Source organism: Protofrankia sp. CiP1_Cm_nod4, assembly GCF_982290645.1.
Window position 1 is genome coordinate 1 of sequence record NZ_CEVIVC010000016.1, and the last position, 22,412, is coordinate 22,412.

General features: G+C 67.2%; 23 protein-coding genes. 3 read left to right on the top strand and 20 right to left on the bottom strand.

All coding sequences use genetic code 11. From position 1 onward, the window contains the following. The 5 genes from AC5LSR_RS05345 to AC5LSR_RS05365 form a co-directional block, all read right to left on the bottom strand. A partial coding sequence (locus AC5LSR_RS05345; protein ID WP_493468227.1) for a DUF6444 domain-containing protein occupies positions 1–179 on the bottom strand: 179 nt, incomplete at its 3' end. Positions 180–188: 9 nt separating this feature from the next. Beyond that, positions 189–317, bottom strand: coding sequence for a hypothetical protein (locus tag AC5LSR_RS05350; RefSeq protein ID WP_445548357.1), 129 nt, complete (start codon positions 315–317; stop codon positions 189–191). Between the two features lie 343 nt (positions 318–660). Next, a complete protein-coding gene (locus AC5LSR_RS05355; protein WP_250283640.1) occupies positions 661–2,226 on the bottom strand; it encodes an aldehyde dehydrogenase family protein in 1,566 nt (521 codons plus the stop codon). Between the two features lie 97 nt (positions 2,227–2,323). After that, positions 2,324–2,833 (bottom strand): DoxX family protein, encoded by a 510-nt coding sequence (locus AC5LSR_RS05360; RefSeq protein WP_250283638.1) that lies wholly within the window; start codon positions 2,831–2,833, stop codon positions 2,324–2,326. A gap of 30 nt (positions 2,834–2,863) precedes the next feature. Next, positions 2,864–4,219, bottom strand: coding sequence for an FAD-dependent oxidoreductase (locus tag AC5LSR_RS05365; protein WP_250283648.1), 1,356 nt, complete (start codon positions 4,217–4,219; stop codon positions 2,864–2,866). A gap of 113 nt (positions 4,220–4,332) precedes the next feature. Here AC5LSR_RS05365 and AC5LSR_RS05370 point away from each other — a divergent pair, with 113 nt between their 5' ends. Genes AC5LSR_RS05370 through AC5LSR_RS05380 form a run of 3 tightly spaced genes read left to right on the top strand, consistent with a single transcriptional unit; the run spans position 4,333 to position 7,070 of the window. Beyond that, positions 4,333–5,466 carry a thiolase family protein gene (locus AC5LSR_RS05370; protein WP_250289446.1) on the top strand — a complete coding sequence of 378 codons (1,134 nt, stop codon included), beginning with the start codon at positions 4,333–4,335 and terminating at the stop codon, positions 5,464–5,466. A gap of 8 nt (positions 5,467–5,474) precedes the next feature. After that, complete coding sequence (locus tag AC5LSR_RS05375; RefSeq protein WP_250283635.1) at positions 5,475–6,275, top strand: crotonase/enoyl-CoA hydratase family protein; 801 nt, start codon at positions 5,475–5,477, stop codon at positions 6,273–6,275. Positions 6,276–6,299: 24 nt separating this feature from the next. Beyond that, complete coding sequence (locus AC5LSR_RS05380) at positions 6,300–7,070, top strand: SDR family NAD(P)-dependent oxidoreductase (RefSeq protein WP_131790153.1); 771 nt, start codon at positions 6,300–6,302, stop codon at positions 7,068–7,070. A 263-nt stretch (positions 7,071–7,333) separates the two neighbouring features. On the opposite strand, the gene AC5LSR_RS05385 is transcribed toward AC5LSR_RS05380, so the two are convergent. The 15 genes from AC5LSR_RS05385 to AC5LSR_RS05455 form a co-directional block, all read right to left on the bottom strand. Continuing rightward, on the bottom strand, positions 7,334–8,938 hold the full coding sequence (locus AC5LSR_RS05385; RefSeq protein WP_250283633.1) for a GMC family oxidoreductase: 1,605 nt from the start codon (positions 8,936–8,938) through the stop codon (positions 7,334–7,336). 90 nt (positions 8,939–9,028) lie between these two features. Then, on the bottom strand, positions 9,029–9,520 hold the full coding sequence (locus tag AC5LSR_RS05390; RefSeq protein ID WP_250283631.1) for a MaoC family dehydratase: 492 nt from the start codon (positions 9,518–9,520) through the stop codon (positions 9,029–9,031). Then, a complete protein-coding gene (locus AC5LSR_RS05395) occupies positions 9,517–10,722 on the bottom strand; it encodes an acetyl-CoA hydrolase/transferase family protein (protein ID WP_493468220.1) in 1,206 nt (401 codons plus the stop codon). The genes AC5LSR_RS05390 and AC5LSR_RS05395 overlap by 4 nt, the downstream gene beginning before the upstream one ends. Positions 10,723–10,763: 41 nt before the next feature. Then, a complete protein-coding gene (locus AC5LSR_RS05400; RefSeq protein ID WP_250283627.1) occupies positions 10,764–11,195 on the bottom strand; it encodes a nuclear transport factor 2 family protein in 432 nt (143 codons plus the stop codon). Positions 11,196–11,204: 9 nt separating this feature from the next. Further along, a complete protein-coding gene (locus AC5LSR_RS05405; RefSeq protein ID WP_445548172.1) occupies positions 11,205–11,630 on the bottom strand; it encodes a MaoC family dehydratase in 426 nt (141 codons plus the stop codon). Beyond that, the gene (locus AC5LSR_RS05410) at positions 11,614–12,045 is read right to left on the bottom strand and encodes an FAS1-like dehydratase domain-containing protein (protein ID WP_493464521.1); all 432 of its coding nucleotides are present in this window, start codon (positions 12,043–12,045) and stop codon (positions 11,614–11,616) included. The genes AC5LSR_RS05405 and AC5LSR_RS05410 overlap by 17 nt, the downstream gene beginning before the upstream one ends. A 2-nt stretch (positions 12,046–12,047) precedes the next feature. Continuing rightward, complete coding sequence (locus AC5LSR_RS05415) at positions 12,048–12,464, bottom strand: Zn-ribbon domain-containing OB-fold protein (protein ID WP_131790747.1); 417 nt, start codon at positions 12,462–12,464, stop codon at positions 12,048–12,050. Beyond that, positions 12,461–13,627, bottom strand: a complete 1,167-nt coding sequence (locus tag AC5LSR_RS05420) for a thiolase family protein (protein ID WP_250283620.1) — start codon at positions 13,625–13,627, stop codon at positions 12,461–12,463. The genes AC5LSR_RS05415 and AC5LSR_RS05420 overlap by 4 nt, the downstream gene beginning before the upstream one ends. A gap of 6 nt (positions 13,628–13,633) precedes the next feature. Continuing rightward, positions 13,634–14,530 (bottom strand): SDR family NAD(P)-dependent oxidoreductase, encoded by an 897-nt coding sequence (locus tag AC5LSR_RS05425; protein WP_131790745.1) that lies wholly within the window; start codon positions 14,528–14,530, stop codon positions 13,634–13,636. A gap of 90 nt (positions 14,531–14,620) precedes the next feature. Beyond that, on the bottom strand, positions 14,621–15,973 hold the full coding sequence (locus AC5LSR_RS05430) for a PEP-utilizing enzyme (RefSeq protein WP_493464520.1): 1,353 nt from the start codon (positions 15,971–15,973) through the stop codon (positions 14,621–14,623). 324 nt (positions 15,974–16,297) lie between these two features. After that, positions 16,298–17,371 carry an ABC transporter permease gene (locus tag AC5LSR_RS05435; RefSeq protein ID WP_250283616.1) on the bottom strand — a complete coding sequence of 358 codons (1,074 nt, stop codon included), beginning with the start codon at positions 17,369–17,371 and terminating at the stop codon, positions 16,298–16,300. Further along, complete coding sequence (locus AC5LSR_RS05440; RefSeq protein ID WP_250283614.1) at positions 17,368–18,936, bottom strand: sugar ABC transporter ATP-binding protein; 1,569 nt, start codon at positions 18,934–18,936, stop codon at positions 17,368–17,370. Before AC5LSR_RS05440 ends, AC5LSR_RS05435 begins: the two co-directional genes overlap by 4 nt. Continuing rightward, on the bottom strand, positions 18,933–20,120 hold the full coding sequence (locus AC5LSR_RS05445; RefSeq protein WP_250289442.1) for a sugar ABC transporter substrate-binding protein: 1,188 nt from the start codon (positions 20,118–20,120) through the stop codon (positions 18,933–18,935). The genes AC5LSR_RS05440 and AC5LSR_RS05445 overlap by 4 nt, the downstream gene beginning before the upstream one ends. 156 nt (positions 20,121–20,276) lie before the next feature. Then, positions 20,277–21,728, bottom strand: coding sequence for a pyruvate, phosphate dikinase (locus AC5LSR_RS05450; RefSeq protein WP_493468221.1), 1,452 nt, complete (start codon positions 21,726–21,728; stop codon positions 20,277–20,279). Next, positions 21,728–22,412 (bottom strand): hypothetical protein (locus tag AC5LSR_RS05455; RefSeq protein WP_493468222.1); only part of this gene is annotated, 685 nt, incomplete at its 5' end. The genes AC5LSR_RS05455 and AC5LSR_RS05450, both read right to left, overlap by 1 nt.

Here is a 22,412-nt window from a genome sequence, read left to right on the forward strand (position 1 = left end):
GCCCCGGCATGCCCCGGCTGACCGCCTGGCCGGCGGTCTTTCGACCGTTCCCGCTGGGAAGCAGCCCGGGCCGCTTTCCGTTGCGCTTTCGCCGCGATCGGATCCTTCGACGGTGGAGTCGAGGAGTTACCGCTGTTCATCCACAGCCGGCGTTCCGGCTCGGCGATCCGTACTTCCAGCTGGGCGGCTCACCGCTCCCACGCGGCGGCCAGCCGCTCCCGTACGGCACGCTCCGCGGCCAGTTCCGCCCGATGCCGCTCGTCCGCAGTCTCGATCACCTGCCGCAGCCGGGCGTTCGCCTCCCGGAGAACCTCCACCTCCGACGGCGACGGTGAGGACCCAGGCGGCGCAGCAGACACGAACCAGGATCATCGCCGTCACGGCTGGCAGATCAAGCACCAAATTCGGGTGTCGCCCCAACGCTTCCACACGGCTCAGCGGCCCACCGACGCGACCCCTGAATGGACACGTCTGATCCACTCGACGAGGTGGCAGCCCTGGTCATCCGGGGACTTCGCCGCCGGCCTTCGTGAATTTGGACGACAGTTTGGTTCCTCGTGGCCGACGCAGCCCCTACCGACATCCGGCCACGAGGAGATCGAGGTACCCCGCGGGACACCGAGCCTCGTCACGGCCCCGCGGCCTGCCTTATGGGAGATCTCATCGCTTCGGTGGGCGCCCCAGTCGCCGACGCCAGTCGTGTGCTCCGAGCAGGCGGACCATTCTGGCCTGCAGCTCGCTGTTCTTCTTCTTGTACGGATACCAGTGCGGCTCCGACTTCAGGCGGACCTTCTCGGAGACCACGGACTTTTGACGGCAGTACTTGAGGATGCCGGCAGCTCCACCCGACCGTGTTCCGACACCGGAGGTCTTCCAACCACTCATCGGCAGAGGCAGCTGGAACGTACTGATCATGACATTATTGATGTTGATGGCGCCGGCCTCGATCTGTCGCGCAACACGGTCGGCGCGCTTGCGGTCCTTGCTCCAGACACTCGACGACAGCCCGTAAGGCGAGTCATTCGCGAGCCGGATGGCCTCCTTTTCGTCCGCCACCTTCATGATCGGCAGAGTTGGACCGAAGGTCTCGTCCCGCATGCACTGCATCGAGTGGTCGACGTCGACGAGAACGGTCGGCTCGAAGAAGAAGCCGGTGGCCCCGCGCTTGCCGCCCGTGAGGGCCTTGGCTCCCTTGCGCACGGCGTCCTCGACGTGGCTCTCAACGATGGCCAGCTGGTTGGCGTTCTCCATCGAGCCGATGTCGGTCTGGTAACTACCGTCGGGGTCCATGCCCTGTCGCAGGGTCTTGACCTTCCGTGTCACCTTTTCGACGAACGCGTCGTACACGGGCTCCTCGACGTAGCAGCGCTCGACGGAAATGCAGATCTGACCCGAGTTCCACATCGCACCCCAAGCGGCCGCGCTGGTGGCACGTTCAAGGTCGGCGTCGGAAAGCACGACCATCGCATCCTTGCCTCCGAGCTCAAGGCTGCAGGGAATGAGACGATCCCCAGCCCTTGCCGCGATCTTGCGACCGGTCCTGGTGGAACCCGTGAAGGCGACCATGTCGACTTCCTCCACGACCGCCGCTCCAGTCCCGGGCCCACCTGTGATGTTCGCGAGGATTGGGGGGGCATGTACCTCCTCGAGCCAGCCGCGGGTTGCTTCCGCCCAGGTCAGAGGCGTGAACTCCGATGGCTTGAACAGGACTGCGCAACCGGCCATGAGCGCGGGTACGCCGTCGAGCATGGGGCCACCCAGTGGCCCGTTCCAAGGGGTGAGCATTCCGACGAGCTGGTACGGGCGCGCGAAAACTCTCAGGTTCTTCGTCATACCGGCAGCACCCCAGGACTTCACCTTGCGGTCGGCGAGGAATTCCTTGGCGTGCTTGCCGTAGTAGTTGATGAGGTCCACCGCCATAGCAACCTCGAGGCCCGCGTCGCCCCAGGACTTACCAGTCTCCTCCTGCATGAGGCCGACAAGGTGTTTCTCGTTGTCCAGGATCCAGTCGAGGAAGCGAAACATGTGCTTGGCGCGACCATCAGGACCCAAGTCCTCCCACGCCGGCTGCGCCTCCCGTAACCTTTTTGCGGCTGCGGCTACGCCTTCCGGACCTTCATCGGGGACCGACGCGATGAGCCGCCCGTCTGCGGGGCAGCGCACCTCGATCAGGGCAGGTCCCGTCGTGCCCTGCTCTTGTGCCTGCTCTTGTACCTGCGCTGTCATGACAGTCCTTCTCCGTGAGACCACTGACGTGACCCCAGCACGCTTCTCGGGCGAGAATCTAAGTTGCATTCAACGACTAGTGCAGCGGTTGACCTCGTCATGCAGGTGGGTCCGGTCTCCAGGCGACCGCCAGCAGCACGGCGGCGCCGGCCAGCCCGAGCCCAGCCGACACGAGCAGGCCGAGCCCGCCGTCCAGCTCGTCAGCAAACCCCAGCAGCTGGTCCACCGACACCTCACCGGGCCCCAAGGCTCCCAGCGCCGCTGTGACGACGGCGAGCACCGCGACGTACTCCCAGCCCTGGCCTGGCTTGAAGATGAAGAACCCGTTGCGCCGGTGTGCGGTTACGAATGCCACCGTCATCACGCCGATCACCGCTGCGCACGAGAGCGTCGTCAGCAGGCCCAGAAGGAGCGCTGCACCTGACGCCAACTCGATCGAGCCGCTGGCCAGCGCATGCACCCGTGGAGGGCGCAGGCCCATGCTGCCGAACCAGCGAGCAGTGCCGTCAACACCACCCGGCCCGAACAGGTGATTCCACCCGTGCGCGAGCATCACCCCTCCCAGCGTCGTCCGGAACAGCAGTGCCGCAAGGTCGACTCCATCCACCAGACCTTCTTTCCGTCTCGTCCGCGAGACTCAGACGACGTCAGCCGAATGTGCCGCCACCAGCAGTTCCGCCCACGTGGCGATCTTCGCGCGCGGCCGCTCACGCTCGGCCCCCCGGGCGATCTCGGCCGCATCGATCGCACCCCATCCGGAGCAGTCGACGAACGCCACCTTGCGCCCGCGAAGCAGTGTCGTGACGTCGGAGAGCTGGGAGGACCCGGCTGTCAGAAAGGCTGCGTCGCTGAGCAACCGCTGTACGACCACCTCGGCATCGGACTTGTTTGTGCCGAGGACACCGACGGGGCCGCGCCCGATCCAGCCGGCAACGTACTCACCGGGAGGCGACGCGCCGTCGCGCGACACCCGCCCGTCGACGGAGGGAACCGTGCCGCGCTCCTCGTCGAACGGGACACCCGAGACAGCCACACCGCGATAGCCGATCGAGCGGAGAAGCAGTTGGACCGGGATCTCGGCGCACCGCCCGGTCGAGACGACGGCGCCAGCGCCGGAGAGAGTCGTCTCCTCCAGCACGACCGCCTGCAAGGCGCCCTCGCCCCTGAGCTCGACAGGGCGCGTCCAGAACCGAATGTGCAGCGACCGGGCCGCTGCGGACCTCGGGCGGCCGGACCACTCCCGGAGGATCGTGAGGTTGCGCTGCACGTCGGGGTTGTCGGCGCAGCGTGCAGCGGTGACATCGTCGAGCTCGAGCTGTGCCGGGTCGACGACGACGTCGACACCCTCGAGGTTGCCGAGTTCCCTGAGCTCCTTGCTCGTGAAGCTCGCGTGGGCCGGACCGCGACGACCGAGCAGATGCACCTCGCGGACCTTGCTCGCTGCCAAAACGTCCAGCACCGGGTCGGGGATGTCAGTACGGCGAAGGGCCCCGGCGTCCTTCAGGAGCATTCGCGTGACATCAATGGCCACGTTCCCGACGCCGACGACGGCCACAGCCTCCGCGTCAAGGCGGAAGGTGTCGGCGGGAACGTCAGGGTGCCCCGAGTACCAGTGCACGAAGTGCGTGGCGGAGGCCGAGCCTGGGAGGGCTTCACCTGGGACGCCGAGCCTGCGGTCCGTGGATGCTCCGAACGCATAGACCACGGCGTGGTAGCGGGCGCGGAGTTCCTCCACCGTGAGGTCCTTGCCGATAACGACACTGCCGAAGAAGCGGACCCGGTCGTCGTCGAGGGTGCGTTGTAGCACCTTCGTGAGCGACTTCATCTTGAGATGATCAGGAGCCACGCCGTAGCGCAGCAGGCCGAAGGGGGTGGGTAGGCGATCGAAGACGTCGACCTCGACCGGCACGTCCCGCTGGAACAGGAGGGCGTCCGCGGTGTAGAGGCCGGCAGGCCCTGCACCGACGACGGCCACCCTGAGCGCCTTGCCCATCACCTCAGCTCCTTTCCGCTGCCCAAAGACCCTTGCAGCATCGATTCAACTATGGTTTAGATTTGTCTCCAGAACAAGCCCCGCAGCCGAGGGGCCGTGCCGCAAGGAGCCGTATGCGAGACGCCGTCGTCGTCGAAGCCGTCCGTACGCCGCTGGGCAAGCGCGGAGGGGGGCTGGCCGATGTGCACCCGGCGGACCTCAGCGCCACGGTGCTGCGCGAGCTCGCCGGACGCGCCGATCTCGACCCCGCGCTCGTCGACGACGTGGTCTGGGGATGCGTCGGGCAGGTCGGCGAGCAAACCGGAGACATCGCCCGCACAGCCGCGTTGTCGGCAGGTTGGCCCGAGCACGTGCCAGGTGTGACGGTCGACCGTGCCTGCGGGAGTTCGCAGCAGGCACTCAGCTTCGCCGCGGCTGGGGTGATCGCCGGCCACTACGACGTGGCCGTCGCCGGTGGCGTGGAGTCCATGTCGCGCATCCCCATGGGCCTGGCGTTCACCATCGGGGGAGACCCGTACGGCGGTACGGGTTGGCAGGAGCGCTTCGGCGCCACGCCGCATCAGGGCCTCGGGGCGGAGCTCATCGCCGAGCGATGGGGACTCAGCCGCAACGACCTCGACCAATACGCGCTCGAGTCCCACGCCCGGGCCGCCGCCGCCTTGGACTCTGGGGCGTTCGACAGGGAGATCGTGGCGGTAGGTGGCTTGGAGCGGGATGAGGGCGTCCGGCGCGGTGGAACGCTCGATACTCTGGCAGCACTCAGGACGGCCTTCAAGGAGGAGGGCGTGGTCACAGCAGGCAACTCGTCCCAGATCACCGACGGTGCGGCCGCCCTGCTCGTGACCACCAGCGAGATCGCTCGCCACCACGGCTGGGAGCCACTGGCGCGCGTTCACACGTCGGTCGTGATCGGTGACGACCCGGTCGTCATGCTGACGGGGCCGATCCCTGCCACCCGCAAGGCTCTGCAGCGTGCGCACCTCAAGGTGGATGACATCGGCGCCTTCGAGGTCAACGAAGCCTTCGCTTCGGTGCCGTTGGCCTGGCTGGCCGAGATCGGAGCGGACGCCGCGATCGTGAACCCCCGCGGGGGCGCGATCGCGCTCGGGCACCCGGTCGGCGGGTCAGGCGCCCGGATCACGACCACGCTGCTGCACCACATGCGCGACAACCGCATCCGCTACGGCTTGCAGACCATGTGCGAGGGCGGCGGTCAAGCCAATGCGACCATCTTCGAACTGCTGTGAGGAGCACGATGCCTGAGGTGAGTGACCCCGGCAAAGTGCTGGTCTCCAGCCACGACCATGTCGTCGTGATCACGCTCAACCGCCCCGACGCCCGCAACGCGGTCGACCACGATGTCTGCCTGCTGGTGGGGAACGCGGTGGCGGCTGCAGACAGTGATCCAGACGTCCGCGTGATCATCCTCACCGGAGCGGGTGACCAGGCCTTCAGCGCGGGCGCCGACCTCAAGGCGATCATGCGTGGCGAACGCATCCTGCCGGTCGGCAGGGAGCACTGGAGCATCGCCGGTTTCGCCAACCACTTCACGTCCAAGCCCACCATCGCCGCGGTCAACGGCGCCGCACTCGGTGGCGGGACCGAACTCGCGCTGTCATGCGACCTCGTCGTCGCCGTCGAGACGGCGACGATCGGGCTCCCCGAGGTGAAGCGGGGGCTGGTCGCCGGAGCGGGAGGTGCGTTCCGCCTGATCCGACAGCTCCCTCACCGCGTCGCCCTCGAGCTGCTCCTCACAGGTGAACCGATGAGTGCCACAGACGCGTTGCGCTGGGGTCTGATCAATCGCGTAGTGCCGGCCGGAGGGGCCCTTGACGCCGCGATGGGCCTAGCGGCGCAGATCGCCGCCAACGCCCCGCTCGCTGTCCAGGCCAGCAAGAGGATCGCCTACGGCGCCGATGACGGCGCCCGGCACGACGAGGACAGCCTCTGGGCGCTCACCGAGCGGGAGTTCGCGGTACTGGCGCTGTCGGAAGACGCCAAGGAGGGCCCACGAGCCTTCGCAGAGAAGCGCTCGCCGATCTGGCTGGCCCGCTAGACCACCATCGACGAGAGGACATCAGTGGAGATCCGTGGCAAGGCAGCGCTCGTTTCCGGGGGGGCCGGCGGCCTCGGCGAGGCGACGGTACGCCGGCTGGTAGCCGACGGCGCGCGGGTGGTGATCGCCGACCTTGCGGAAGATCGAGGGAAGGCACTCGCCCAGGACCTTGGCGAGGCCGCTGTCTTCGTGCGAACCGACGTCACGGACGAAAAGTCCGTGACGCAGGCCATCGCGGCTGCCTCGGAGCTTGGGGAACTGCGTGTCTCCGTTTGCGCGCACGCCGGACCCGTTGCTCAGCAGCGCATCCTGGACCGGAGTGGCGCACCCATACCGCAGGAGCTTTTCGATCGGACGATCCGTATCTACCTGTCAGGGACGTTCAATCTTCTCCGGCAGGTCGCAGCGGCCATGGCGACACTCGAGCCGCTCGACTCCGGTGCGCGGGGTCTCGTCGTCAACACGGCCAGCATCGCAGCATTCGAAGGCCAGATCGGGCAGAGCGACTACAGCGCGGCCAAGGGCGGCGTTGTCGGACTGGGGCTGGTCGCGGCACGTGACCTCGCTGCCGTGGGGATCCGGGTGGTGACCATCGCTCCCGGCACCTTCTTCACACCCGCCTTTCAGCTGGACGAGGGGACCGCCCACGAGACCTGGGGAAAATCCGTTCCCTTCCCCAAGCGCATGGGACGCGCCGACGAGTACGCGGATCTGGTGTCGTTCCTCGTCGGCAACGATTACATCAACGGCGAGACCATCCGCATTGACGGGGCCCAGCGCTTCGGGCCGAAGTAACCGAGTAACCTCGCCGACCGGCTGCCTCGCCTGCCTCCGCTGTTGTCCCAGTGGGGTCAGCACCCCTGTTCGGGGCGTGCAGCCGGTCGCTGACTGATCGGCGCTCATGGCGCGCAGCCCTGTCGCCGGTCGGCATGCCCCCAGGCCGTCGGGCTTGCAACATCATGGCGATGTACCGACGGCGCCGGGTACTACGGAAGCCGGGTACTACGGAAGACTGTCTCCAGTACGATCGCTCGACCAGCATCATCAAGCAGTGCGGGTCAAGAACGGCCAAGCAGGAAATCCGCCCCGCGCTCACCAATCATGATGGACGGTGCGTTGGTGTTGCCCGTGGTCACCTTCGGCATGACCGAGGCGTCGATCACGCGCAGCCCACCGATGCCGTGCACTCGTAGCTCGGGGTCGACCACCGCGTCGCCATCGACACCCATCTTGCAGCTGCCTACCGGGTGGTAGGACGGGACGACATTGCCACGCGCGTACGCCTCCCAGTCCGCATTCGTTCGACACTCCGACTCGGGGGCGAAGCGCCCGGCGGTGATCTCCCTCATGGCGGGCTGCTCCATCACCTCCTGAACCAGTCGCAGACCCCGCAGCGTGTCGCGAAGGTCATCGGGATGCCCGAGGAGCTGCATCTCGATCCGAGGCGGCTCCATCGGGTCTGCGCTGCGCAGGCTGATTCGACCGCGGTAGCGGGTGTGGGTAAAGGTCGAAGAGGCGAGGAAACCCTCCTGCTTGGCCGGCTGAACGTTGAACATGCCGTTGTCGTCGACGTCGCGTGTGATGGCGATGGGGGTGAACTGCAGCTGCACGTCCGGTGCCGGCAGCGAAGGGTCTGTCTTGGCCATGACCTGGACCTGGACCATCGTGAGCGCGAGCACGCCGGTGCCGTGCAGAACGTAGTCCTTGAGGCCTCCGAGCACGTCGCCGACCCTCGGCTTGTTGAAAGTATGGATCTTCGCGTGGTAACGCTGCATGAGGTAGGCATGTTCGTGCAGGTTCGAGCCGACGCCGGGGAGGTCGTGCACGAGGTCGATGCCGTGCTCACGCAGGTGCGCAGAGGGTCCGATGCCTGAGAGCATGAGTAGCTTCGGCGTTGCCATGGTGCCAGCGCTGAGTACGACCTCCTGCCGGACACGGGCTCGCCTCACGTCGCCCTTGTGCTCGTACTCCACGCCGACGGCTACCTTGCCCTCGAGCAGAACGCGCGCCACCGTGGCCTGCGTCCGCACGGTCAGCCGGTTCCTCGGAGCGATACGCTTGACGTACTCACGCGAGGACGAGGAGCGGGTGCCGCGGCGGTGGTTGACCTGCGCCAGAGCTACGCCGTCCTGCGTCTCGCCGTTGTAGTCCGCGGTCTCGGGGTATCCGGCCTGCTTGGCCGCCTCGACAAAGGCCATGTTGGCCTGGCCTCGGTTGCATTGCGTGGTTACGGAGATGGGACCGCTGCCGCCGCGAAAGGAATTCTCGCCCCCTTCCCAGGTCTCGATGCGCTTGAAGGCCGGCAGCACGGATTCGTAGTCCCACCCCTTGCAGCCCAACTCGGCCCAGCCGTCGTAGTCGGCTCGGTTGCCGCGGACGTAGACGCAGGAGTTGATCGACCCGCCTCCACCCATCACCTTGCCCGCCATCCATGCCTCTGGGCGGTTGCCGCGGGAAGGATCCGGCTCGGCAGGGTATTTCCAGTTGTGCTTCTCATAGGCGACCGCGACGCCGGCGGGGACCAGGATCTCCAAACGACGACGGTCGTTCTTGCCGGCTTCGAGGAGCAGGATGTGGGCGCCCCCTTCCGCGAGGCGACTGGCGACGACGGCGCCAGCAGAACCGCCACCGACAACGACGTAGTCATAGGTCTCGTCCGTCATGCCTGCTCCCCGTCCTGGTGCCTCGGCCGCGAGCGGCCAACAACGTTTCGGTGACGCTGGCGTACATAATCTGCCTCAGATTCGAATGCGTCAACGCGTCTGACCACGGCTCTCACCAGTGGGCGCCGCCAGCATGAGTGCCACGCGACGGGCACGGCAGACGAGCTCGCCCCTCTGGTTGAGACCCCGGTGCTCGAACTCGACGACACCCTGCCCCTGGCGAGAGGACGACTCCCGGACGGAGACGACCTCGGTCTCCGCGAACAGCGTGTCTCCGACGAATACCGGGGCCGGAAAGACGATCTCGCCGAAGCCGAGGTTGGCCACCGTCGTGCCCTCCGTGAGGTCGCCGACGCTCAGACCGACGACGGTGGACATCGTGAAGAGGCTGTTCACGAGGACCTTGCCGAATTCGGTGCGCGAAGCATAGTCGGCGTCCAGGTGGAGGCTCTGAGTATTCATGGTGAGGGTCGTGAAGAGTACGTTGTCGGTGTCGGTGACGGTGCGTCCCGGACGATGCGAATACACGTCGCCGACCACAAGCTCGTCGAGGTAGCGCCCTCGCCGCGTGTGGGTGGTCACCAGGGGGCCGCCTCTCGGAGTGCATCGCGGTGGTCAGGGTGTGCGATTGCGATGAGGGCTTCTCCCCGCTCGCGCGTGGTCCGGCCGTCCAGGCGAGCCACCCCGTACTCGGTCACGACCACGTCGACCATCGTGCGTGGGATGGTGACCGTCCGGACCGATGCTGCGATCCGCGACACCTTTCCTCCGGAGGAGGCGGACGGGAGGGCAATGATACGCATGCCGCCAGGCGACCGCGTGGCACTGTCCACATAGTCCAGGCTTCCTCCGGTACCGGAGATCTGGCGGCCATTGACGGTCTCGCTGTTGACGTTCCCGGCCAGGTCCACCTCGACCGCCGTGTTGATGGACACGAAGCGCTCGATCTCTCCCAGCCGGGTGGCGTCATGTGAGACCGACGACGGATACATCCCGATGGCAGGATTGTCGTCGCTGAACCGGAGCAGCTTCTGCGTGCCCATCATGTCGGGGCTCAGCACGGCGGGGGTGGGTACCACATCACCGGCACTGAGTATCCCTGCCGCGAAGAGGTCCACCATTTCGTCTGTCGCCATGCCGACGAAACGCACACTGCCCAGGTCAGCCGATGCCAGGGAACGCACGAGCGTTTCGGGGATGGCGCCGATGCCGATCTGGAGCGTGGGGTTCCCTGGAAGCAGCTGCAGGACGTTCCTGGCGATCACCGTGGAGATTTCGTCCGGCTTCGCGGAGGTATAAGTCGGCAACGGCGTTACGGACTCGATGAGCGAATCGAAGATCGACACATGCACACATGACTCACCGTGAGTCCGGGGCACGCTGGCATCGACCTCAGCAATCAAGGTCTGTGCTGTATGCAGCGCCGACAGCCCATAGCTGACAGAGGGCCCGAGCGAGCAATGACCTCGAGCGTCCGGTGGGCTTACCCGCACGAGGGCAACTCCGACGCGCCAGCGCTCGAGCAGGGCCCCAAGACGCGAGGCCCGAGCGGGGACGTAGCCGATGACCCCTTCGGCGACCAGGTCGCGGATCGGAGGCATGACATGCCAGGTGCGATAGGTCATCTCCCCCGCTGTCACGGCGTCGACGAACGGGTAACCGCTGAGGAGCAGTCCCGATGACAGCGTCCAGCCGCGTCCGGGCGCTACCTCACTCAAGGCGTCGAGCAGCGTCGTCGGGGCGCCCATGCCAGGAGCCGACACCAGGTGACTTCCGTTGGGCACCCGCGCAAGGGCCTCACGGGGGGTGCGGTGTGGCAGGGCCTTCACGTAGGACCACTCCCCGCGGTCAGGCCGACGGCGAAGACGGCGTCGAAGGCCGCCTGGTCGTACTGGAACTCGTCCACCTCGGCAATCAAGTCCGCTTCGAAACGGTAGATGAGGCACTCCTTCATGCGCAGGACGCGATCACCGATCGTGATGACGCCATACTGAAAAACGATCGCCCGGTCGTCACTCATCGCGATGTCAATTACTTCGAAGGTGGCCGGCCGGGTCAGGATCCGCCGCATCATGCCGAACAGGCCCATGACTTCCGCACGTCCGGCATACTCACCGGCGAGCGCATTGTTTCCCGGGACCCGCCACACACAGCCAGGCGCCAGGAGCGCCTCGATCGTGGGGCGGTCGCGTTCGGTGAAGGCCCGCATGAGGTTACGCACTGCCGTGGCGTGCGGATGTTCCCATGGTGTGACCATTTCTGTTTTCTACTTCTGTTTTGAACCGAAGTCAATCGCCACAGCAGCGTCGCCGTGCAGCACCAGTCGGCCATCGTCGTTGGTCGTCTTCAGGGTGATCTGTACCCGAGCGCAGGAACCGTGAATGTCGACCGCGGCAATGGTGGCCGTGGTGGTCAGCCGGTCCCCCGGCCACACGGGCGCCGTGAATCGGACGCCGAACGTGCGCAGCGACTCGATACCAAACCACGAGGTGACAACTCGGCTGCTCAAAGCCATCGTCATCATCCCGTGCGCCATGATCGACGCGTTACCCGCGGCCCTGGCCGCCGGTTCGTCGGTGTGCAACGGGCTGAAGTCGCCGGACGCCCCGGCGTACTGCACGATCTGCGTTCTGGTCACTTCGGCGCACACGACCATGCTGCGGACCTGGCCGACCTCAGGCAGGACGTTCATCGACGCTCGCTGACGTCGGCGGAGTTTCGACCAGCACCATCCGCGACCGCACGACAACTGCGCCGTGCTGGTTGCGCAGCTCCTTCACGAGCTCGGTGAACAACAGCTCGCCTCCGCGCTTGCTGTTCTTGGTCCAGCGCCTGCCGTACTCCTCCGTCACATCGAGAACGTCACCGAGATGAACGGGCAGCAAGTACTCGAAGTGCTGCTCGGCGTGGAGCAGCTCACCACCGCCCACAGGAGCGACAGCCAGCGCACCCGTGGGGCACATGCCCCGCATGTGCTCGGGATCATGCTGGATCGAGGTCGCCGTGAAAGTGGGAGGCACGACCCGCTCAGGCGAGGGCATGGGCTCCCCAACCGCGCGGGCGAAGGCCATGACATGACCCTCCTCCACCGGGAAGCGCTGTCCCACCGTCAAACCGCCGGACGAAAGCGTGGCAACGCCGAACCAGCTCCCGTGTCGTGAAACACCACCTGCACGGGCTGTCCGATGGCGAGCGTCTCGGGGTCACACTCCACGATGTTGGTGAGCATCTTCGGGCCCTCCTCGAGCTCGACGAGGGCGAGCACGTAGGGACCGCAATCCTTGTACTCGAGGATCCCTCGGGTCGTCAGCGTGAAGCTGTACACCGTTCCGCGCCCGGAAGCCTCGACCTGCTCCAACTCGTCACTGTGACAGTTCGAACACAGGAAACGCGGGTACCACACGGACGTGCTACAGGCCGTGCAGCGCTGGACGAGCAGCACACCGCGAGATGTCGCCTCCCAGAATGCTGCTGTCTCCGGCTGCACTTCCGGTATCGGGGCCGGCAGCCCCGCGCCCGTTGTCATACGTCCTCCCTGCCGAGGATGACGGTGGCATTGCCCATCCGCGTGGACAGCCAGCCACCCGTGCCGTGCGCCAGGGCGATCTCGCAGTCAGGTACCTGCACGGCAGCGTATGCCTCCCCGCGCAGCTGGCGGACCGCCTCGATCATCTTCGTCATGCCGCCTCGGTTGGCGGGGTGGTTATTGCAGAGCGAACCACCGTCGGTGTTGAACGGCAGCTTGCCGAACGGCGCCTGCAGGGTTCCGCCGAGCACGAACTTGCCGCCCTCGCCTTTGTCGCAGAAACCGAGGTCCTCGAGCGCCAGCAGGACCGTGATCGTGAACGAGTCGTACAGCCCGACGTAGTCGATGTCGCTACGGCTGACGCCCGCCTCTTCGAAGGCATCGCGACCGGACCGGACTCCTCCGGTAACCGTCACGTCCTGCCAGCCGCCCTTCGTGTGCTCGATGGCCTCCCCGTGCCCCAGGACCGCGATGCAGTGACGGTCCAGGCTCTTCGCGATGTCCTCGTTGACGAGAACGAGGGCGCCGCCCCCGTCGGTGACGACGCAGCAGTCGAGCCTGTGCAGCGGGCTGCTCACCATCGGGCTGTTCACGACGTCCTCGACGGTGACGACCTTGCGTAGCAGTGCACGTTCGTTGTGCTGCGCATGAGACGAGGCGGCCACCTTGATCTCGGCCAGCTGCTCGCTGGTCGTGCCGTACTCGTGGATGTGGCGCGCCGCAGCGAGCGCGTAGACCGCGCTGACGTTCATGCCGAAGACGGGCTCGAAGGCCGCCTCGGGCGGAGCGCCCATCAGCTGACCGGGTGCGCGCAACGCCGTGGTACGCGGTCGGCCGCCGAGGGTGATGAGGGCGACGCTGCACTTCCCGGTGGCGATCGCGGCAGCAGCATGCCCGACGTGGCTGAGGTAAACCGAGCCCCCCATGTCGGAGGAGTCCATGTAGCGCACCGAGAGGCCGAGATAGTCCGCCATGGCGAGGCCACCCAGTCCCGGCGCGTCCCCTCCGGTGAAGTAGCTGTCGACATCGGCCAACGTCAGACCGGCGTCAGCCAGTGCCCCGAGAGCCACCTCCGCATGGATCTGCGCGATGGACCTGTCGGGCAGCTCTCGTCCAGGATGCTCGTAGGCCCCAGCGATGAAGGCCTTGCGTCGGATGGTCACAGCCGGTCAGACGAAGGGATTCGCCGGCGCGGCGTCCGTGACTGGTCGGAACGCCTGTTCCACCTGCTTGCCGATCGTGGACAGATCCCAGGCCTCGCCCTCTGCGCTTACGGTGACCAGTGGCTGCGGGTCGCTGTACAGGGACACCTCAAGACCTCGCGCGTGAATGACGTGACCGTTGCACCACGCCGACTGCTCCGAAGCCAGCCAGGCAGCGATGGGGGCGATGTTGTCCGGGGACAGCTTGTCGGTTCCCGGTCCGTCGACTCCCGACTTCTTGGCCGTGTCCGTCATGCGCGTCGCAGCCGCCGGCGAGATCGCGTTCGTCGTAACGCCGTACTTCTTCAGGGCCACGGCGCACGAGTAGGTGAGTCCCACGATGCCCATCTTCGCGGCTGAGTAGTTGGGCTGGCCCGGGGCGCCGTGCAGGCCCGCCCGAGAGGTGTAGTTGATGATTCGGTGGTTGGCCGCCGCGTCACCGAGCTGTCGCCAGTAGGAAGCGGCCGGGCGGATCGTGTTGAAGTGCCCCTTGAGGTGGACCCGGATGACAGCGTCCCACTCTTCCTCGGCCATGTTGAAGATCATCCGGTCGCGCAGGATGCCCGCCACGTTCACGAGCACGTCGAGCTTGCCGAACTCCTCGATGGTGGACTCGACGAGGTCACGGGCGGCCTCGTGGTCCGAGATGTCCGCACCATTCACCTTGGCGGTGCCCCCACTGTCCTGGATCTCCCTGACGAGGTCCTCACCCGGACTCCCGTCCTTTTCCAGGCCGTTCAGAGAAGCACCGATGTCGTTTACCACTACAGCCGCGCCCTCCCGCGCGAACAGTCGCGCGACGGAGCCGCCGATCCCGCGGCCGGCACCCGTCACAATCGCCACCCGCCCGTCGAGTGTTCCCATCAGCCGTCCCTTCGAAGGTCGTCCCACCAATCCGAATCTAACATTGGTTAGGTATCAGGACAAGACACATCAAGATTCATTTGTGGTCTGTCAGGCATCGACGTGTTTGAGAACCCTCACGTGACCCGACGCGCCGTCCACCCGCACGAGGTCGCCTGTCCGCAGGACCTGGGACCCGACTCTGGTGTTGACCACGCACGGGATACCCAGCTCTCGCGCGACGATCGCAGCGTGGCTGAGGGCTCCGCCGATGTCCACGACCAAGGCCCCGGACACGAACATGATCGAGGCCCAGCTTGGATCGGTCGTCGGAGAGACCAGGATCTCCCCCAGCTCGACATCAGCGTCATCGGGGTCGCTCACGACGCGCACCGTTCCCTCGACGGTGCCGGGACTTGCGCCAACGCCCTCAAGCACGTCGACGATCGGCGCGGTGTCCCCCACTTCGGATTCGTCGAGGGCGGCCGGCTGCCCCAGCCACGCGGGCGGGATCTGCAGGGTCTCGTAGTAGGCCCGGCGCTCACGCCGTCGGACGACCAGCTCACGGGCATCGCGCGGAAGCGCGACGATCTCGTCTGTCGTCAGGTAGAAGACGTCCTCGACGTCGTCGAGCAGGCCCTCGTCGACGAGGTGCTCCCCGATGCGTCGCGCAGCTGCACGTGCCATGTCGAGGGACTGCAGGAACGCGGCCTTGCCAACCCCCCGCAGCGGGATGACATTGGCCGCCAGGCGGAGGACGAGACGCGCGCCCGGGCGGCGGTGTCGTGGCAACGATGCCAGGAGCTTGCGCTCGAGCGCCTCACGAGCCTGTCGCTTCCGTCCTTCGATGCGCGCAGGGTCGGCGGTCTCGTCCAGCGCGCGGTAGCCCTCCAGGAGCTTGCGCAATGCAGCGTCGTCCTCCCGCCACACACGGCCTGAGATCTCACCTTCGCGGGGCCCATGGAAACCGTGTCGCCGCACGACCTCCTCGATGGTCAGGCGGTCCCTGGATGCGGCCCACATGTCGGTCACGATCGCGCTCTCCGCGTGTGCGCCGTACCCGCTCATGAACGACGTCACCTCCCCGACGGCGGCGCCTTCGACAAGTCGTCGGAGCTGCTCGTAGACCGGCTGCACAGCGCACAGGACGTGGATGCCCTGCACAGTCACGTTGTGCTCGAAGCGCCGCGCGGCCTCGTGAAACTGCCGGATGGCCTCGGCACGGGAGAGATCCTTCGTCTTGCCGACGCTCTCCAGCCACCACTGCTGCGTCTCAGCGTTCGCCCTGCGCACCTTGCGCCCGATGGTCGCGAAGCTGTAGGGAAAGCGTAGGGCGATGACCGGCCACCGACGACGGCTCGGGCTGCTCGCCAGCTCCGGCGGCATGGCACCCACCACCTGCTCGGCCACTGCCGCGCCCGAGGTGCCGGGGAGGCGATCTCCGATCCCGACCAGGAAGTCCACCCGGCCCGCCACCCGGCCGTAGAAGACGTTGCACACACGGTCCCGCTCGTCGGCGGGGAAACCGCTCTCCTTCCGTGTCAGCGCACCCATGCTTCCGAACGCCGCCCGGGTGGCGCGCTCCGCCGTCGGACCCCAGAACGTCCATCCCAGAGGCGTCATCACACCCGGCATCGCCTCACCGAAGTTCGAGGTACTCCAGAAAGCCTGGGGCGCGCTGCGGCTGTGGAGCGGATCCCACTGCTCGACAGCCAGCTCCATGATCATGGTCGTATTCCTCTCGTCGCCGCTCTCCCGGTGCTGTCCTGGCACCAGTCACGCGAACAGTTAGCGCACGGCCGCAGGCTGCTGACCGGACGCCGGAGTCACGCCTCCAACATCCATTTCCGCACTTCCCGTTCCCTTGCTCCGCTGGGAGGCTGCCGCGTCCCGCCTCGAGCGCGCCTTCCTCTGGCGCCACACCGCAAAGGCGACAGCCGTGATGACGGCCACACCGTTGAAGAGGTCTGCCAGCCACTGCACGCCGGTGACGAGCTGGAGACCCTTGATGCCGGTGGCCAGGACGTAGAGGGCGATGAGCGTCCCCCACACGTTGAAGCGGCCCGGATGCAGCTGCGTCGACCCCAGGAAGACTGCGGCGAACGCTGGCAGCAGCAGCGCTCCGCCGAACGTCAGCGACGGCCCTGACAAGGATGCGTACAGGACACCCGCAATCCCGCACAGCGTCGCGCTCGTCGTGAGGGAGAACCACGTCCAGGTCCCCGTCCGCACGCCGGACAGCCGAGCCGCCTCAGCATTCCCGCCGACGGCGTAGATATAGCGTCCCACCGGGGTCTGCGACAGCACCAGCCACAGGATGATGGCCACCACGAGCATGTACAGGACGACGATCTGAAAGCCGAGCACCTCGCGTTGAGTGAGGTCGCTCCAGGCTCGGCTCGTGGGCGGAAGCGGTTGTCTCTGACCAGAGACGATTGACTGAAGTGCCGCGATGATCGAGGCCGCCCCCAGGGTGGCGATGAAGGAGTTGACGCGCAGCACCACGACCACGAAGCCGTTGACGGCGCCGATGACGAAGCAGGCGACAACCGTGACACCGATGGCCGGCCACATGGACCAGCCCTTGTCCGCCTGCAGGACGGTCACGATGATGGTCGCGAGGTTGACGGTCGCACCGACGGAGAGATCGTAGGCGCCCGCGGCGAGCGGCACCAGGACGGCGAGAGCCACAATGGCCGCAATTGCCTGTTGCGCGGCCACCGAGTGCAGGGTGCCCATCGTGAGAAACAGGTCTGGCACCCAGATACCGAAGACGATGATGATGAGCGCCCACAGGTACAGGCCGGAGAAACGGTCGAAGCCCAGGCCTGGTCGAGGACGCGTGGTCGGCGAGGCGCTCATGCTGCCCGGTCCTCGGAGCCCAACGCCTCGCGGGCCACTTCGGCCACGGTCAGCGCGCCATTCGACAACTCGGCCACAAACCGTCCGTCGCGGAGCACCATGACGCGACGGCACAGGGCAACCAGCTCGTCATAGTCCGAGGAGCTCACGACAGCCGCCGCCCCCGTCTCCACGGCCGAGAGGATCTGACGGTGGATCTCGGCCTTCGCGCCGATGTCGACACCCTGTGTGGGCTCGTCGAGCAAGAGAACCCGAGGGGCACATCTGAGCCACTTGCCGAACAGCACCTTCTGCTGGTTGCCACCGCTGAACGACCCGAGGGGAGCGTCCACCGCGCCGCGCGGGCGGACGTCGAGCCGCTCGAACCACGTTCGGGCTTGGGCGACTTCGAGTCGCCGCCGTAAGCGCGGGGCGCGCCAGAGGGCCCGGAGGGCTGGCAGGGTCAGGTTTTCGCGCGCCGACATCGACATGACGCCTCCCAGCCGAACGCGATCGGCCGGCAGCAGCGTGAGCCCCGCGGCGATCGCGCGGTCTGGTCGTCCGGGAGCCAGGATCACATCGTCGATCTGGACCCGGCCGCTGCTTCGCGGGATGGCACCGAAGATCGCCGGGAGCAGCGTCTCCCGCCCAGAACCCGTGAGACCGGCGACACCGACCACCTCTCCCGGACGGACGGTGAAGTTCGCGGTCACCAGCGGACCCGCCGACAGATCCTGAACACGCAGCACGGGAGCTGCGTGCGCCGTGGGCAACGAGCCTGACGCCGCGCTCACCTCCTCCAGCTCGCCGCCTACCAGATGTTCCACCAACTCGCGCCTGGTGAGGGCCCTTGCTTTGGTGGTCACGACCTTGCGGCCGTCGCGCAGGACGCTGACGTCATCGGCAACCTCGAACACCTCGTCCAGGTGGTGAGTGACATACAGGACACCGACGCCGCTCGCAGCCACTGCCCGCACCACCGCCAGCAGCTGTTTGACCTCGGTGTCCGGCAAGGTGGCCGTTGGTTCGTCGAGGACCAGCAGGCGCACGCTGGTCCTGTCGGCGTCCGCGAGGGCCCTTGCGACAGCCACACCGGTACGCTCGGCGGCAGCCAGTCCGCCCACGAGCGTATCGGGGTCCAGCGCCAGGCCCAGACGCTGAAGCGCCTCTTCCGTGCGCCGCCGCAGGGCCTTGCGACGCACTGCACCGCAGCGCGTGGGGAACCCCGCGGTCAGTGCGACGTTGTCCGCCACGCTGCAGGTGTCCACGAGGCCGAGATCCTGGTGCACGAAGCGGCAGCCGAGGTCGTAGGCAGAGGAGGCAACGCCGGCCTGCAGCGGCTGACCGCCGACTTCCACGCTGCCGCCCGGATCGGGATGGTGGTAGCCGGAGAGCGTCTTGATGAGCGTGGACTTCCCCGAGCCGTTCTCCCCCAGCAAGGCGTGCACGGTGCCGGCGTCGACCCGTAGGTCGACGTCAGCGAGCGCGCGTGTCGGGCCGAAGCTCTTGCTGAGGCCGCGTACGAGGAGGCTGGGCGGGAGCGGGCCAGCTCCGCTGGCCCGCTCCACCACCTCGTGAGGGGTCACCCTACCTTCCACAGCTTCTTGAACTGCTGCTCGTAGTCCTCGGGCCGGTCGATCGAGTCCTGCGGGCTCCCGACCGTCTCCTTAGTGAGCAGCTGGAGCGGGAGTGCACCGTCGCCCGGTTCCACGGACATGCCCTGCGCATAGCGCAGTGCGACGTCCACGGCCTTCCACGCCATGATGTTGAAGGGCAGGAGTGTGAACGCCTTCGCCTCGCCGGTCTGCACCTGCTGCTGGTTGAACTTGGCCGGGTTGATGCCGAGCAGCTGGACGTCGGGAAGACCCGCCGCCTTCACCGCCGCTTGCAGGCCCTGCGTGAACTCGCCCTGCACCGTGACCACATACTTCACATCCCGGTTGCGCTGGAGTGCAGACACGACCGCCGGCACCACCTGTCCGCCGCCCACCTGGGCCAGCGTTACGTCGACCGTCCCCACCGAGCAGTCCGGGCAGCCCGACTTGACCGTGGACACATACTGGTCTGTCACGATCTTGAGCGAGCCCACGTCCGGGACGTTCACGATCAGCGACTTGCCCCGTCCCTGCGAGTCCGCGATGAAGAAGTTCGCGATCGCGATCGCCTGGGTCCGAGCATCAGCGGGCCCGTCAAGCGATCCTGCGGGGACGACCGGGCTCGCGGTCGTCTCACCGACAGCGATCGGGATGAGCGGCACGCCGGCCTTCTGGAACGCGGGGACCTGGCTCCCCCAGACGGCCTCCGGTATGCCGGCGAAGGCCACGCCCACCGGCTTCGGGTCCATCTCAAGGGCCTGCTGCATCCCGGCGATGAGCGTCGCCGGGTCTGCAAGCTTGATCGGCTGGTTCTTGTATTCGAGGCCCGCGGCCTTCGCCGCCGTACCCATACCCTTGGCGAGCACCTGACACAGACCGTTCTCGCAGGAGAGGAAGACGAGCGTGCCTCCCTTGCCCGGAGCACTCTTCAACGGCTCGGTCACCCCGATGGACGTCGGGGCCTGCAGCAGCTTCGTCACCTCTGCCTGGGCTGCCGCCACCACGGCGGAGGCGCTTCCCGTCGCGGTCGGGGTGACGGCATCCTTGCCGGCGTCGTCGGAGCTGGAACACCCGGCTAAGGCGAGAACTAAAAAGGTCCCGACAGCAACAGCTGCTGCTGCAGGACGCAGGACGCCGCGCCGCGAGAACGGTGCGGGCGTGGACACGTGGGGCATTGAGCTCCTCTTACCTGGACCGGCGGCGCCGGTCGTCTATTCACAGCGCTGGGCCGGCCGCGAGTGAGGGGTGTGACAGCCGTCACAGATTTTCTGTCTAAACCTATATTGGTTTCGAACGTTGTCAAGCAACGCAAGGACGTCCCCGAGGCAGGATCAGTCCGCCGGGTAACCGAGAGCAGCCGGCAGCATGGCGGGCGACTCGACCCCGAGCCACCGCGTCAGCAGGCTCAGGTCGGGGTCGTCGCCGGAGGCCGGAGGGACGACCGCAAGGCGGCCCTCGTATACGAGCCCGGCGCCTCCGTCGACGGTCACCTCACGCCCGACGAGATCCGTAAGGAATCCCGCCCCGCAGCCCACGACGCACGGCCGATCCAGCTCCCGGCTGACCACCGCGGCGTGCGAGGTGGAGCCACCCAGCTCTGTGACGATCGCTCGGGCGACGACCATGCCGTGCACGTCGTCGGGGTCGGTCGTGGGCGTAGCCAGCACGACATCCTCGCCGGCGTCCGCATGGTCCTCGGCTTCGTTCGCGCTACCGACGACCAGGCCGACCCCCACGCCCGGGCACGCCGGCTCGCCCTTCGCCACGACGGTGGCGACCGCGGCCGCTGCGGGATCGACCCTGGGCCGAAGCATGGCAGCGACGTCGCCAGGCGTAAGCCGAGCGACCGCCTCCGAAGTGGTCAGGATCCCCTCCCGTTGCATCGAGACAGCGATGCGCACAGCCGCCTCGGCAGAGCGCTTCGCAGACCGCGTCTGCAGCAGCCAGAGCCGACCCGACTCCACGGTGAACTCCACGTCCTGGACGTCACGGGCGTCGGCTTCCAACCGCTGCGCCGCCTCAAGCAGCTCCGCGTGAATCTCGGGCATGCTGCGCGCGAGCGCATCCAGAGGGAGTGGCGTGACCCGCCCGGAGACGACGTCCTCGCCTTGCGCCAGCGGCAACCACTCACCCAGCGGGGCGCGGGCGCCGCTCAGCGGGTTGCGCGTGAACAGCACCCCCGTGCCGGACCACTGGTCGAAGTTGCCGAACACCATCGCCTGGACGGTCACCGCCGTCCCACCGCCGTCGGGAAGGCCGTGGTGACGGCGGTAGGCCGTCGCACGCGGAGACATCCACGACCTGAACACAGCCTCGGCCGCCGCGAGTAACTGCTCGAAGGGGTCCTCCGGCGGCACGGTGCCGACGACCTTCTCGAACAGATGGAGGAACCTGACACCCACGTCGTCCGCCACCTCGGCGCCATGCTCCTCTGCCAGGGCAGCCAGGGTGGTGGCCGTCGCGCCGACGTTGAGGACCGTGTCCATCATGCCGGGCATGCTGCGGGCTGCACCCGAGCGCACCGACACGAACAGCGGGCTCTCCGCGCCGCCGAACGAGCGGCCCAGGACGGATTGCAGGTGTCGCACCCCGACGTCGAGCGCCTTGGTCGCCTCTACGGAGAGCGCCCCATCCTGCAGTGTCGTACGACAGACATCCGTCCCCAGGGCGAAGGCGGGCGGCACCGGCAACCCCAGCCGGCGCAGGTGGTTCACAGCCCACGCCTTACCACCGACGAGGTCGCGGTCGAGCTCAACAGAACCGTCGAGCAGGATTGGTTCCACTAGGCCCGGCCCGCCTTGGCCTCGTCCTCGCGATCCAGGCCGAGCAGCCCGAGAAGGTCTTCATGCAGCTCGAACCAGACCTGGTGGTAGCTGTCCACGAGCGGGTTGGCCAAGAAGCGGTGGTCCGCATCCAGCCGCGCAAGGGCTGCAGCCAGTCGTCGGGAGTATGTCGCCAGGCGGGGCACTTCCGCAGCGATCCGCTCGACCAGCGGCGCAGCCACAGCGTGCACCGCTTCGACGCGGCCCAGGACCTCCCGGTCGTAGTCAGCGTCGGAGTGGTCGTTCACTGTCCCGCCAGGACGCAGCTGCCAGGCGGTGACTACCTCCTTGAGCGTGTGGTTGGGCTCGTCGAACTCGGCGTAGAGCCCGGTCAGTGTGCCCACCCCGGCTGTCTCACGCTCCTCGCCGAGCAGGGACGCCAGCCGCTCCTTGCCCTCTGACGTGAGGCGTGCTCCAGCGGCACCCGCCTTAAGGAGTCCACGAGCCTCGAGCTCCTGCAGGAGCGCCTGCCCTTCGTCACCCACGAACACAGCCGCGGTCTCGGGCGTGAGCCGTCCCTTGAGCCGCGCTCCTTGGAGCAGCGCCAGCTCGGTCGAGGTGTCAGTCATGGTTACGTGTATCTCCGGATAGTGGGGTCGCGTCGTGAGCAGCGCGACCGGGGACGGCTGCGGTGCGGCGCCGGAC